Source organism: Pseudomonas sp. LjRoot277 (assembly GCF_964253845.1).
Lineage (GTDB): Bacteria > Pseudomonadota > Gammaproteobacteria > Pseudomonadales > Pseudomonadaceae > Aquipseudomonas.
In genome coordinates this window covers 5,085,432-5,099,104 of sequence record NZ_CAXURI020000001.1, presented here as the reverse complement: position 1 = coordinate 5,099,104, position 13,673 = coordinate 5,085,432, and the positions used below count along the sequence as shown (strand labels likewise).

General features: G+C 59.3%; 15 protein-coding genes. All 15 read left to right on the top strand.

What is annotated here, in order from left to right; genetic code table 11:
• The first annotated feature begins 89 nt into the window (after nt 1–89).
• The 15 genes from fabF (at nt 90) to ACSQ87_RS23845 (ending at nt 13,634) form a co-directional block, all read left to right on the top strand.
• Nucleotides 90–1,334 carry a beta-ketoacyl-ACP synthase II gene (gene fabF / locus ACSQ87_RS23915; protein WP_095132060.1) on the top strand — a complete coding sequence of 415 codons (1,245 nt, stop codon included), beginning with the start codon at nt 90–92 and terminating at the stop codon, nt 1,332–1,334.
• On the top strand, nt 1,334–2,149 hold the full coding sequence (pabC, locus tag ACSQ87_RS23910; protein ID WP_223431900.1) for an aminodeoxychorismate lyase: 816 nt from the start codon (nt 1,334–1,336) through the stop codon (nt 2,147–2,149). Before fabF ends, pabC begins: the two co-directional genes overlap by 1 nt.
• 3 nt (nt 2,150–2,152) lie before the next feature.
• Nucleotides 2,153–3,409 carry an endolytic transglycosylase MltG gene (gene mltG, locus ACSQ87_RS23905; protein WP_150657052.1) on the top strand — a complete coding sequence of 419 codons (1,257 nt, stop codon included), beginning with the start codon at nt 2,153–2,155 and terminating at the stop codon, nt 3,407–3,409.
• A gap of 19 nt (nt 3,410–3,428) precedes the next feature.
• The gene (gene tmk / locus ACSQ87_RS23900; protein ID WP_123364800.1) at nt 3,429–4,061 is read left to right on the top strand and encodes a dTMP kinase; all 633 of its coding nucleotides are present in this window, start codon (nt 3,429–3,431) and stop codon (nt 4,059–4,061) included.
• Nucleotides 4,054–5,043 (top strand): DNA polymerase III subunit delta', encoded by a 990-nt coding sequence (locus tag ACSQ87_RS23895; RefSeq protein ID WP_436274516.1) that lies wholly within the window; start codon nt 4,054–4,056, stop codon nt 5,041–5,043. Before tmk ends, ACSQ87_RS23895 begins: the two co-directional genes overlap by 8 nt.
• A 42-nt stretch (nt 5,044–5,085) precedes the next feature.
• Nucleotides 5,086–5,442, top strand: a complete 357-nt coding sequence (locus ACSQ87_RS23890) for a PilZ domain-containing protein (RefSeq protein ID WP_223431898.1) — start codon at nt 5,086–5,088, stop codon at nt 5,440–5,442.
• A gap of 14 nt (nt 5,443–5,456) precedes the next feature.
• Complete coding sequence (locus ACSQ87_RS23885) at nt 5,457–6,242, top strand: TatD family hydrolase (protein ID WP_074878970.1); 786 nt, start codon at nt 5,457–5,459, stop codon at nt 6,240–6,242.
• Nucleotides 6,243–6,585: 343 nt separating this feature from the next.
• Entirely contained in the window at nt 6,586–7,224 is a 639-nt protein-coding gene (locus ACSQ87_RS23880) for a TetR/AcrR family transcriptional regulator (protein WP_008152317.1), read from the top strand.
• 139 nt (nt 7,225–7,363) lie between these two features.
• Nucleotides 7,364–8,332 (top strand): GTP 3',8-cyclase MoaA, encoded by a 969-nt coding sequence (locus ACSQ87_RS23875; RefSeq protein ID WP_436274515.1) that lies wholly within the window; start codon nt 7,364–7,366, stop codon nt 8,330–8,332.
• A 235-nt stretch (nt 8,333–8,567) separates the two neighbouring features.
• Nucleotides 8,568–9,176: a DUF4823 domain-containing protein gene (locus ACSQ87_RS23870; protein ID WP_223431897.1), complete on the top strand. Its 609-nt coding sequence runs from the start codon at nt 8,568–8,570 to the stop codon at nt 9,174–9,176.
• Nucleotides 9,177–9,193: 17 nt separating this feature from the next.
• On the top strand, nt 9,194–9,754 hold the full coding sequence (locus ACSQ87_RS23865) for a DUF1285 domain-containing protein (protein WP_046056103.1): 561 nt from the start codon (nt 9,194–9,196) through the stop codon (nt 9,752–9,754).
• Nucleotides 9,755–9,872: 118 nt separating this feature from the next.
• On the top strand, nt 9,873–10,589 hold the full coding sequence (locus ACSQ87_RS23860) for a FadR/GntR family transcriptional regulator (protein ID WP_046049087.1): 717 nt from the start codon (nt 9,873–9,875) through the stop codon (nt 10,587–10,589).
• Between the two features lie 25 nt (nt 10,590–10,614).
• Nucleotides 10,615–11,490, top strand: coding sequence for an SMP-30/gluconolactonase/LRE family protein (locus tag ACSQ87_RS23855; RefSeq protein ID WP_223431895.1), 876 nt, complete (start codon nt 10,615–10,617; stop codon nt 11,488–11,490).
• 198 nt (nt 11,491–11,688) lie between these two features.
• Nucleotides 11,689–12,507 (top strand): SDR family oxidoreductase, encoded by an 819-nt coding sequence (locus tag ACSQ87_RS23850; protein WP_008152305.1) that lies wholly within the window; start codon nt 11,689–11,691, stop codon nt 12,505–12,507.
• Between the two features lie 122 nt (nt 12,508–12,629).
• On the top strand, nt 12,630–13,634 hold the full coding sequence (locus tag ACSQ87_RS23845) for a substrate-binding domain-containing protein (RefSeq protein WP_223431894.1): 1,005 nt from the start codon (nt 12,630–12,632) through the stop codon (nt 13,632–13,634).
• Nucleotides 13,635–13,673 lie beyond the last annotated feature (39 nt).

Here is a 13,673-nt window from a genome sequence, read left to right as displayed (position 1 = left end):
GCTGTCATGGAAAAACCGCACTGCCATCACGGCGTGCGGTTTTTTCTTTAGGCCTGATGCAAAGTCGTCATTTGAAAAAGGAGAGTGCTGTGTCGCGTAGACGCGTCGTAGTCACCGGTATGGGTATGTTGTCGCCACTGGGCACGGATGTGCCGAGCAGTTGGCAGGGCATTCTGGCTGGCCGCAGTGGCATTGGTCTGATCGAACACACCGACCTTTCTGCCTATTCCACCCGTTTTGGCGGCTCGGTAAAGGGCTTCAATGTCGAGGAATACCTGTCGGTCAAGGAAGCTCGCAAGCTCGACCTGTTTATTCAGTACGGTCTGGCCGCAGGTTTTCAGGCAGTTCGTAACGCCGGTCTGGAAGTCACCGACGCCAACCGTGAGCGCATCGGCGTGGCCATGGGTTCGGGTATTGGCGGACTGACCAATATCGAAGAAACCAGCCGCACGCTGCATGATTCTGGCCCACGACGGATTTCTCCGTTTTTCGTGCCTGGCTCGATCATCAATATGATTTCCGGTTTCCTGTCCATCCATCTGGGCGCACAGGGACCTAACTATGCCATCGCCACCGCGTGTACCACCGGTACGCACTGCATTGGCATGGCGGCACGCAACATCATGTACGACGAAGCCGACGTGATGATTGCCGGCGGTGCTGAAATGGCGGCTTGCGGTCTGGGCATGGGTGGCTTCGGTGCCTCCCGCGCACTGTCGACCCGCAACGACGAACCGACCCGCGCCAGCCGTCCATGGGACAAGGGCCGGGATGGCTTCGTGCTGTCCGACGGCGCCGGCGCTCTGGTTCTGGAAGAACTGGAGCACGCCAAGGCTCGTGGTGCGACGATCTACGCCGAGCTGATCGGCTTTGGCACCAGTGGCGATGCCTACCACATGACGTCGCCACCGGCTGATGGTGCGGGTGCTGCACGTTGCATCACCAATGCGCTGCGCGATGCCAAAATCAATGGCGATCAGGTTCAGTACGTCAATGCCCATGGCACCTCGACGTCGGCCGGCGACCTTGCCGAAGCCTGTGCGATCAAGTCGGTGTTCGGCGATCACGCTTACAAGCTGGCGGTCAGTTCGACCAAGTCCATGACCGGTCACCTGCTGGGTGCGGCGGGCGCGGTCGAGGCGATCTTCAGTGTGCTGGCGATCAACAGCCAGGTAGCGCCGCCGACCATCAACCTTGATGAGCCGGACGAAGGTTGCGACCTCGATTTCGTACCGCATACCGCGCGCAATATGGATATCGATGTGGTGTTGTCCAACTCCTTCGGGTTTGGCGGCACCAACGGCTCGCTGGTGTTCCGCCGGTTCGCTGACTGATGGACAGCTGGGTCGACGGTCAGCCGGCTGACGCTTTGTCGCTGAAGGATCGCGGCCTGGCTTACGGTGATGGTCTGTTCGAGACCATTGCCGTGCGCAACGGCGCTCCGGTTTTGCTGGATCGGCATCTGGTGCGTTTGGTCAAAGGTTGCCAGCGGTTGGCAATTAACCTCGACCATGCGGCTGTGTGCACTGAGTTACTGACCTATGCCCAAGCGTTGGGCGAAGGTGTGCTCAAACTCGTCGTCACGCGTGGCGAAAGCGGGCGCGGTTATGCGCCCGATCCTTCGGCTCAGGCGCGTCGCATCATGCTGGGCAACCCTCCTGCGGTTTATCCTGCTGCCAATGCGGAGCAGGGCGTTCGCCTGTTCCCCTGTGCAACGCGGCTTTCCAAGCAGCCTCTGCTCGCCGGACTCAAACACCTCAACCGTCTTGAACAGGTTATCGCCCGCTCCGAATGGCAAGATACCGATCATGCCGAAGGCTTGATGCTCGATCAGGCCGGGCGCGTCATTGAAGGCGTGTTCAGCAATCTGTTCCTGATCCGCGATGGTGTGCTGATCACGGCTGATTTGAAGCGCTGCGGCGTGGCCGGCGTGATGCGTGCCGAATTATTGTTTCAAGCCGAGTCATTGGGGATCCCCACGCAAATCATCGACATCACCCTCGATCAGCTGCAATGGGCTGATGAAGTCTTTGTCTGCAACAGCGTGTATGGCGTTTGGCCGGTGCGCGCCTATGCCGCACTGAGCTGGCCGGTTGGTCCGCTCACCCGTAAACTCCAAAACATTGCCCGCGCGCTACTGGATGCTTGATACGTGAGACGTAAATTCTTGCTGCTGCTGGAAACCGGATTGGTTCTGGCAGGGCTGTGTCTGGGCACTTGCGCCTGGAAAATCCATTCGGCGCTGGAACAGCCGCTGAACATCACTCAGGAAGAGCTGCTGGAAGTGCCCAAAGGCACGACACCGACCCGCACCTTCTATCGACTCGAAGCCGATGGTGTCATCAAGGATGCTTTCTGGCTGCGGGTGTATTGGCGCTTCAATCTCGCCAAACAACCGTTGCACAAGGGCGAGTACCGCATGCAGCCCGGCATGACCGTCGAAGGCCTGATTGACCTGTGGAAACGCGGGGAAATGGTTCAGTACAGCTTGACCCTGGTCGAGGGCTGGAATTTTCATCAGGTCCGCGCTGCTCTGGCCAAGGATGAAAAACTCGAAAAGACCCTCGACGGTTTGAGTGATAGCGAGGTGATGGACAAACTCGGCCACACCGGGATTTTTCCGGAAGGGCGATTCTTCCCCGACACCTATCGCTTCGTGCGCGGCATGACCGATGTCGAGCTGCTGAAAAAAGCCTACGACCGCCTCGACGAAGTCCTGGCCAAGGAGTGGAGCCAGCGCGCCGCTGATGTGCCGTACACCGAACCCTATCAGGCGCTGATCATGGCCTCGCTGGTGGAGAAGGAAACCGGCGTGCCGCAGGAGCGCGGGCAAATCGCAGGCGTGTTTGTACGGCGCATGGAAATGGGCATGTTGTTGCAGACTGATCCGACCGTGATCTACGGCCTTGGTGATCGTTACAACGGCAAATTGACTCGCGCCCATCTCAAGGAAGCGACGCCGTACAACACCTACATGATTTCGGGACTGCCGCCGACCCCGATTGCCATGGTCGGCCGCGAAGCGATTCATGCAGCGCTGAATCCGGTGGCTGGCAATAGCCTCTATTTTGTTGCTCGGGGTGATGGCAGCCACGTGTTCTCCGATGATCTGGACGCGCACAATAACGCTGTGCGTGAGTTCCAGATCAAGCGCCGTGCTGACTACCGCTCCAGCCCTGCGCCGGCTACGGCACCAGAGGCGACGGATCAGCAGGCACCGATTCCGGCTGCTTCGCCCGACACAGCCCCCGAGGCTTTGCCGCAAGTGTCGCCGCAGGATCCGGTGCAGGAATCGTCGCCGGTGCAGCCTCAAGAGACCCCGCCGGCGCCTGCTCCAGAACCCGCTCAAGAACCCGCAGCCGCACCCGCGCCCGAACCGGATGCAACCGCGCCGCAAAGCCCGCAATGACTCTGACTAAGGACTGCCTGTGACTGGCTTGTTTATTACCCTGGAAGGCCCGGAAGGGGCCGGCAAGAGCACCAATCGCGAATACCTGGCCGAGCGCTTGCGCGCCGCGGGTATCGAGGTCGTGCTGACTCGCGAACCAGGCGGCACGCCCTTGGCCGAGCGGATCCGCGAAGTGCTGCTGGCGCCGGTTGACGAAGTCATGAACCCCGACACCGAGTTGCTGTTGGTGTTCGCCGCGCGAGCCCAGCATCTGGCCGAGGTGATTCGCCCAGCACTGGCCCGCGGTGCGGTGGTCCTGTGTGATCGCTTTACCGATTCGACCTACGCCTATCAGGGTGGCGGTCGCGGCCTGTCGCTGGAGCGCATTGCGACCCTGGAAGCCTTCGTCCAGGGCGATCTGCGCCCGGACCTGACGTTGATTTTCGATCTGCCGGTGGAAGTGGGCCTGGCCCGCGCCAGCGCTCGTGGTCGTCTGGATCGCTTCGAACTCGAAGGCCGAACCTTTTTTGATGCGGTGCGCAGTGCTTTCCTCAAGCGTGCTGAAGCGGATCCTGCGCGTTATGTCCTGGTCGATGCCGCCCAGCCGTTGGCGCAGGTTCAGCAGTCACTGGATGCCTTGTTGCCGCGCCTGCTGGAGTTGACCCGTGGCTGAAGCCTATCCGTGGCAGGACAGTCTCTGGCAGCATTTGGCCGGTCGCAAGCAACATGCTCACGCCTATCTGCTGCATGGCCCGGCCGGGATCGGCAAGCGCGCGCTGGCCGAGCGCTTGATGGCCAGTTTGTTGTGCCAGCGTCCGAGCGCCGCCCACGATGCTTGCGGCGAATGCAAATCCTGTCTGTTGCTCAAGGCTGGTAGTCACCCTGACAACTACATTCTGGAACCGGAAGAAGCCGATAAGGCGATCAAGGTCGATCAGGTTCGTGATCTGGTCAGCTTCGTGGTTCAGACCGCGCAGATGGGCGGCCGCAAAGTGGTGCTGATCGAGCCGGTCGAGTCGATGAACATCAACGCCGCCAACGCCTTGCTCAAAAGCCTGGAAGAACCTTCCGGCGATACCGTTTTGCTGTTGGTCAGCCACCAGACCAGTCGTCTGTTGCCGACCATCAAGAGCCGCTGCGTGCAGCAGGCTTGTCCTTTGCCGAGCGAAGCCATGTGTCTTGCATGGCTGGCGAAGGCTTTGCCGGACTGCGCGGAAGAAGAGCGTATCGAGTTGCTGACCCTGGCCGCCGGTTCGCCACTGGCCGCCGTCAACTTGCAGGCCCAGGGCGTGCGTGAGCAGCGGGCGCTGGTAGTCGATGGCGTGAAGAAGTTGCTCAAGCAGCAACAGTCACCGACGCAACTGGCCGAAGGCTGGAATGCGATTCCGCTGTTGCTGTTGTTCGACTGGTTCTGCGACTGGTCGAGCCTGATCCTGCGCTATCAGTTGACTCAGGACGAAGAAGGCCTGGGGCTGACGGACATGCGCAAGGTGATTCAGTACCTGGCGCAGAAAGCCGGCCAGGACAAAGTCCTGAATATTCAGGACTGGATTCTCGCCCAGCGCCAGAAAGTGATGAGCAAAGCCAACCTCAATCGGGTGTTGTTGCTGGAGGCGCTGTTGGTGCAATGGGTGGGTTTGCCTACCCAGAAGTGAGCGTCTGTGCCTAGACTCTGAGCATCAGCAACGGAGGTCAGCATGAATGAACTCGTCAATCCGGGACCGCGCAACGGCATTTTGTCCCTGACGATCAAGGACAAGTCCGTGCTGTACGCGGCCTACATGCCGTTCATCAAGAACGGTGGCCTGTTTATCCCGACCAACAAGAGCTACAAGTTGGGCGATGAGGTATTCATGCTACTGAACCTGATGGACGAGCCGGAAAAAATTCCGGTCGCCGGCAAAGTCACCTGGATCACCCCCAAAGGTGCGCAGGGCAACCGGGCCGCCGGGGTCGGCGTACAATTCAACGATGGCGATAATACCGCGCGCATTCGAATCGAAACCCATCTGGCCGGAGCCCTGAAGTCCGACCGTCCCACTCATACGATGTAAGTTGCAGCCCTTTTATGCTCGTAGATTCCCATTGCCACCTTGACCGCCTCGACCTCGCCGCCCACGACGGCTCTCTGGATGCTGCACTTGATGCGGCCCGTCTGCGCGGGGTAGGGCACTTTCTGTGTATCGGTGTCAGCGTCGAGAACGCCGCCGACGTCAAAGCCCTGGCCGAACGTTACGACGACGTCGACTGTTCGGTTGGTGTGCATCCGCTGGACGTGCAACCGGGCGCCGCGCCAGCACTTGATTGGCTGTTGCGCGAGCTCAACCACCCGCGCGTTGTGGCGATCGGTGAAACCGGTCTGGATTACCACTACGAGCCGGAAGCCGCGGAGTTGCAGCAGGCGTCGTTTCGCCTGCATCTGCAAGCGGCGCAGCAGACAGGCAAACCGGTGATCATTCATACCCGTGGTGCCCGCGCCGATACGTTGAACCTCCTGCGTGAAGCTGCGCTGCCCCAGGCTGGCGTGTTGCATTGTTTCACCGAAGACTGGGACATGGCCAAAGCGGCGCTGGACATGGGGTATTACATTTCCTTGTCCGGGATTGTCACTTTCCGCAATGCCGACGCTCTGCGTGACGTGGCCAGTAAAGTGCCGGCTGATCGATTGCTGGTGGAAACCGACTCGCCTTACCTGGCGCCGATCCCTCATCGCGGCAAGCCAAACCTGCCGCAGTACGTGCGCGACGTAGCGGAATTTCTGGCAATGTTGCGAGGTGAGCCCTACGAGCGGTTTGCCGAGCAAACCACCGAGAATTTCAAGCGACTGTTTCCTCTGGCGCATGTGAAAGGTTAAATCGCAGGCAAAAAAAACCCGGGTTCTGGGGGGTGAATCCGGGTTAAGACCATTAGGAGTAAAACAAAGGCACGCGGTCCGTTGGTACCTATATCGGCGCAACACTTGGGGGAGATGTCCCGCCGACATTTGAAGTATTGATCAGTATTGCGCCGAGTCCAGTTTACCGGCCCCGGTTTTTAAACAAATTTGGAATACGGGCGCTTCGGTTGAGTTCTCATTAATCTGCGAAGCTGCCGGAATTCATCAAGAAACACATATATGGTCGGATGATCCGTGCATTTTTGCGCAAGTTAGGCATAATACGCGGCTTCGAATTTTGACCCCCAACAGACCTTTTCTTATGCATAAAGAACCTCGTAAGGTCCGTGAGTTTCGTCGCCGCGAGCAAGAAATTCTCGATACCGCGCTCAAGCTGTTCCTCGACCAAGGTGAAGACAGTGTCACCGTCGAGATGATTGCTGATGCCGTCGGTATCGGCAAAGGCACGATCTACAAGCACTTCAAATCCAAGGCCGAGATCTATCTGCGCCTGATGCTCGATTACGAGCGCGATTTGAATGAGCTGTTGCATTCGGCCGATGTCGACAAGGACAAGGAAGCCCTGTCCCGGGCCTACTTCGAATTCCGCATGCGCGACCCTCAACGCTATCGGTTGTTCGATCGCCTGGAAGAGAAGGTGGTCAAGGGCAATCAGGTGCCGGAGATGGTCGAGGAGCTGCACAAGATTCGCGCCTCGAACTTCGAACGCCTGACCCTGCTCATCAAAGGCCGGATCAGCGAAGGCAAGCTTGAAGACGTACCGCCTTATTTCCATTACTGCGCATCCTGGGCGCTGGTGCATGGCGCCGTGGCGCTGTATCACTCGCCGTTCTGGAGCAATGTGCTGGAAGATCAGGAAGGCTTCTTCCAGTTCCTGATGGACATCGGCGTGCGCATGGGCAACAAGCGCAAGCGCGATACCGACACTCCGAGCAGCTGAACCATTCAGTTGCCTTATTGCGCCATTATTTCGCTACGTGGCGCAGTACCGCAGGAATATACTCAGGCATAGGACTTGCTAAAACTTGATTTGTGAGTCAAGTTTTAGCGGTCCGAATATTCTTCCGCCGGAGTAGTCCATGATCGTTGACCGTCAAGGCAGGCGTTTTCGCAATTTGCGAATCAGTCTGACTTCAGCCTGCAATTACGCTTGTACCTACTGCGTGCCCAACGGCAAACGGTTGGTGGCTGCGCAGGATGAATTGTCGGCCGAGGCCATGGCGCGTGGCGTGGCCTATCTGATTGAAGCCGCCGGCATTGAGCGTTTGCGTATCACCGGCGGCGAGCCGCTGGTCAGCCCCAAACTCGAAACCTTCATGACTGCCGTCGGGCAGATGGGCCTGGCGGACATCAGCCTGACCACCAACGGTCAGCTGCTGGCGAAGAAGCTGCCACTGCTGGTGGATGCCGGCATTCGTCGCATCAACGTTTCCCTCGATACCCTGGATGCCAGCGCCTTTCGCGGCATTGCCCGTGGCGGCGATCTGGCGACGGTGCTCGACGGTATGGATCAAGCCAGCGCCGCCGGCCTGAAGATCAAGGTCAATATGGTGCCGTTGCGTGGGCAGAACCTCGATCAAGTGATGCCACTCCTCGATTACTGTCTGGAACGCGGCTATGAGCTTCGCTTCATCGAGTTGATGCGCATGGGTCACCTGGCCAGCGACTCCAATGCTTTCCTGCAACAGTTTGTCAGCCTGCAGCAGTTGCTCAGCCTGATCGGCGAGCGGTACGAATACCTTCAGGCCGATGCGCCGGTAGACGCCACCGCCGTGCGTTACCAGATTCCGGGGCAGGGCTACTTCGGGGTTATCGCCAACGAAAGCGTTCCTTTCTGCCGCACCTGTTCGCGGCTGCGTCTGTCCTCCACGGGCTGGCTGCACGGCTGCCTGTCGTCGAGCAACCGCCACTATGTCGGTGACCTGCTGGACAAGCCCCGCCATCAAGCGTTGCCCGCCTTGCAGAGACTCTTGGTGAAAGCCTTGGGCGATAAACAGGAAGTGGCATTTTCCGGTGGCGCGACCATCATGAAAATCATCGGCGGCTAAACACGATCCCTGTAGCAGCTGCCGAGCCTGCGAGGCTGCGTTCGGCTGCGAAGCAGTCGTGAAATCAGGCGATGCGGTGTTTCAGTAAGACCGCGCGTTCAGGTTTTACGACTGCTGCGCAGCCGAACGCAGCCTTCGGCAGCTGCTACAAAAGCCATGCCTCTCCCGAGCTGGCGCGGAAGCTGCATCCCATGGCCATTCGCCGGTTTTCCGTCACCGGCCTCTGGAGGGTAGGATGCGTAGCCTGGTTTTGCTGCTGGCCGTTTTGGCGCTTGGTGGCTGCATGAATGTCAGCGATCTGGCTGAAGGGACTCGCTACCACATGAGCGACGTGGGGTTGCTCGACCATAGCGACAGCCGCCGTGTGAATAACCTGCGCATTCAACCGGACTCATTCGTCTATATCGCCCAGGGCGCCTTTGTACCGCCAGGCAGTGCTCTCTACCCACGACCTAACGTGATTGCCGAAGTCGCCTTCGATGGTTTTGTCGAATACTTCCCCATGGTCCGCCGCGCCCGTGCCCCGGAAGGTCTTGATCAAGCCATGGGCGAAGCCCGTGCCGCCGGAGCCCATTACCTGCTCTATACCCGGTTCGCCAAGTCTGATGACCGTATCGGCAACTTCGACGAGTGGCTCGATCAGGAAGCCCTGGATCGCCTCGGTATCGATGGCGGCGTGATTCAGATCATGTTGATCGAGACCAGCACCCAGTATTTGATTGATACTGCACGCATCAAGAGTCGTGGCGGTTTACTGACGTTCCACGACAAAAAGCCAGAAGACCTGATGGGCCCGCCGCTGGAACAATACGCGCGCAGCCTGCTGGGGCTCAGCGACCAGTAATTCAAAAGGAGAACGCCATGAGTGGCCCGCAAAAAGCCAACGATCTGTTGGGGCAAATCCCCAAAACCAAAGGCTTGCCGCCGGTTCACTTGTGGAACCCCGACTTCTGCGGCGACATCGACATGCGTATCGCCCGTGACGGTACCTGGTATTACCTGGGCACGCCGATCGGGCGCAAGCCGATGGTCAAGCTGTTCTCCACCATCATTCGTCGCGATGGTGACGATTACTTCCTCATCACCCCGGTCGAGAAGGTTGGCATCAAGGTCGACGATGCACCCTTCGTGGCGATTGCCGTGGAGGTCGAAGGCGAGGGTGAAACCCAGGTCTTGCGCTTTACCACCAATGTTGACGAGACCGCCGAGGCCGGCCCCGAACACCCCATGCGCGTGGTGATCGATCCGGTCACGCAAGAACCTGCGCCCTACGTGCATGTGCGCACCAACCTTGAAGCCCTGATCCACCGCAACGTGTTCTACCAACTGGTGGAGCTGGCCGTCACCCGCGAGATCGACGGGCAGCGCTGGTTAGGCGTGTGGAGCGCTGGCGAGTTCTTTCCCATCGGGCTTGAGCCCTAATCGCTCCCACATTTGTTTTGTGTTGGCTCTAAAAAATCAAATTGACACCCAATCGTATGATGATTAGCGTAGACACCTATCGCGAACGGCTTTGTGCCGTCCCTGAATCGAGGTGTCCATGTCCAGCAGTTTTCATGCATCGACGGTCGATTGGCTGGGTTGCTGGATCGCCACGGGGCAGGTCAAGCCAGGTGAGACGCTCAAGGTCGAAGCCGACCTGGGTGAGCAACTCGGTGTCAGTCGCACCGTTATCCGCGAAGCCATCAAAACCCTGGTCGCCAAGGGCATGCTCGAAGTCGGGCCCAAAGTCGGCACGCGGGTTTTGCCGGTGCGCCGCTGGAACCTCTTCGATCCGCAAGTCGTAGGCTGGCTGTCGCGCAGCGGCTTGCCGGAAAACTTCGTCGACGACTTGCTCGACCTGCGCCGCACCATCGAACCAATGGCCGTACGCTGGGCTTGCGAGCGCGCTACCGTCGAACAGGTTCACGCCATCCTCCAGGCTTACAACGCATTGGAGCGGGCAGTGGACAGCGGCGTCGATTACAACCGCGCCGACCAGTTCTTCCACGAGTGCATCCTCGCTGCCAGCCACAATCAATTCATCGAACAAATGGTGCCGGCCCTCGGCGCGCTGCTGGCGGTGTCGTTCGAAGTGTCCGCCGCCGACCCGGACGAACTGCGCCGCACGCTACCGATTCACAAAGACATGGCCGAGGCCATCGCCGCCCGGGATGCCGCGCGGGGTGTTTGGGCCTGCATGACCCTGATCGATAACGCTGACCTGGCCATCAAGCGCTTCTACCCGCAAGTCATGGCCGACAAGAAGGCCAGCTGACAACAATAAGAAAGCAGGAGGTTTCATGACGTGGACTGCGGTTACCGAGCACCGGGCACGACTGGGTGAAGGCCCGTTCTGGGACGCGCCGACCCAGGCGCTGTACTGGGTTGATATCGCCGGTCAACAGGCGCTGCGGCTGATTGGCGCCAATGTGCAGATCTGGCAGATGCCCGAGCACGTGTCTGCCTTCATTCCTTGCGAAAGCGGCGATGCACTGGTGACGTTGAACAGCGGCGTGTATCGACTCGATCTGGATTCCCCCGGCCTGGAGCCGCGACTGACTTTGCTCTGCGTCGCCGATCCGCAACCCGGCAATCGCGCCAATGAAGCCCGCTGCGATGCTCAGGGCCGGCTCTGGCTCGGCACCATGCAGAACAACATCGGCGAGCAGGGCGAGGACGTGCCCATCGTGCGGCGTTCCGGTGGCTTGTTTCGCATCGATCACGATGCTCGGGTCATGCCGTTGCTTCGCGGGTTGGGCATTCCTAACACGTTGCTGTGGAGCGACGACGCAACCACTGTGTACTTCGCCGACAGCCTCGACAGCACGCTCTACCAGTACTTCATCCGCGCCGACGGCAACCTCGACCCGGCCCGGGTCTGGTTCGGACCGCATGAACGCGGCGGGCCGGATGGCTCGGCGATGGATGCCGAAGGTTACCTCTGGAACGCCCGTTGGGATGGCAGCTGTCTGCTCAGGCTGACCCCGGACGGACAGGTTGATCGCGTGATCGAGCTGCCCATCAGCCGCCCCACCAGTTGCGTATTCGGCGGTGAAGACCTGAAAACCCTTTACATCACCAGCGCCGCGAGCCCGCTCAACCATCCGTTGGACGGCGCGCTGCTGTCGATTCGAGTCGATGTGCCCGGAAAAACCTGTACTCGGTTTGCTGGATAAATCCCAAAATATGGGATGTAAAATTATATATTGAGATTATCTGGTGGTCGGGTTTATAGTCGGCTCCATCAGTTACACGCACTCACACTTAAAAAAACAAAACAGGTGAAGTGATGCAGCGATTTTCCAAAAAGCCTTTTGACCGGACATCGACAGATGCCCGGTTTTTGTCGTGCCTTCGAAAAGGAGTCTTGATCCATGGCTGAACCTCTTTCCTTGCCACCGGTGCCCGAACCGCCGAAGGGTGAGCGCCTGAAAAACAAGGTCGTGCTGCTGACCGGTGCTGCTCAAGGTATCGGCGAGGCGATTGTCGCGACCTTTGCTTCCCAGCAGGCCAAGCTGATCATCAGCGATATCCAGGGTGAGAAAGTCGAAAAAGTCGCAGCCCACTGGCGGGACAAAGGCTTCGACGTTCAGGCAATCAAGGCTGACGTTTCCAACCAGCAAGACCTGCACGCCATGGCCAGACTGGCGATCGAGCTGCACGGTCGTATCGATGTGCTGGTCAACTGCGCCGGGGTCAATGTGTTCCGCGATCCGCTGGAAATGACCGAAGAAGACTGGCGTCGCTGCTTCGCCATCGACCTGGACGGCGCCTGGTATGGCTGCAAAGCGGTGCTGCCGCAGATGATCGAGCAGGGCATCGGCAGCATCATCAACATCGCCTCGACCCACTCCACTCACATCATTCCCGGCTGCTTCCCGTACCCGGTGGCCAAACATGGCCTGCTCGGACTGACCCGCGCTTTGGGCATCGAATATGCGCCGAAGGGCATTCGCGTCAACGCCATCGCGCCGGGCTACATCGAAACCCAGCTGAACGTCGATTACTGGAACGGTTTTGCCGACCCGCATGCCGAACGTCAGCGCGCTTTCGATCTGCACCCGCCACGTCGCATCGGCCAGCCGATCGAAGTGGCCATGACCGCTGTTTTCCTGGCCAGTGATGAAGCGCCGTTCATCAATGCCTCGTGCATCACCATCGATGGCGGTCGCTCGGTCATGTACCACGACTGAGTCAATCGGGTTTCAGGCGCGGAACTACGCCTGAAATCCAATCATCATACGATATGACTATTAGCTGCACAGTTTGATTGGCTTTCAAATAACGCTCAAAAAAAATAACAAGGAGTCAGCTTATGAATCGTCGTCGTGGGATCCGTTCCCTGTGCTGTGCCGCTTTGGCGGTCACCGCGGTCAGCCTGAGCAGTTCGTTGCTGGCGGCCGAGGAAGTGAAGATCGGTTTTCTGGTCAAGCAGGCGGAAGAGCCCTGGTTCCAGACCGAATGGGCATTTGCCGAAAAGGCCGGGAAAGAGAAGGGCTTCACCGTCATCAAGATCGCCGTGCCGGACGGCGAGAAAACCCTCTCGGCCATCGACAGCCTCGCCGCCAACGGCGCCAAGGGCTTCGTGATCTGCCCGCCAGACGTGGCCCTGGGACCTGCGATCATGGCCAAAGCCAAGCTCAACGGTTTGAAAGTCATCGCAGTCGATGACCGCTTCGTCGATGCCAGCGGCCAGTTCATGGAACACGTTCCATACCTCGGCATGGCCGCGTTCGAAGTCGGCCAGAAACAAGGCAGCGCCATGGCCTCCGAAGCGAAGAAACGTGGCTGGGACTGGAAAGACACCTACGCGGTGATCAACACCTTCAACGAACTCGACACCGGCAAGAAACGCACCGACGGTTCCGTCAAAGCGCTGGAAGACGCCGGCATGCCGAAAGACCACATTCTGTTCTCGGCGCTGAAAACCCTCGACGTACCCGGCAGCATGGACGCCACCAACTCGGCGCTGGTGAAACTGCCGAGCGCGGCGAAAAACCTGATCATCGGCGGCATGAACGACAACACCGTGCTGGGCGGCGTGCGCGCCACCGAAAGCGCCGGTTTTGCCGCGGCCAATGTGATCGGCATCGGCATCAACGGCACCGACGCCATCGGCGAGTTGAAGAAGGCCAACAGCGGCTTCTTCGGCTCGATGCTGCCAAGCCCGCACATCGAGGGCTACAACACTGCCAGCATGATGTACGAGTGGGTCACCACCGGCAAAGAACCGCCGAAGTACACCGCGATGGACGACGTAACGCTGATCACTCGCGAGAACTTCAAGCAGGAACTGGAAAAGATCGGCCTCTGGAACTGAGGCACGGTTGATTTCATCGGTGGCCCTGGCGACGGGGCT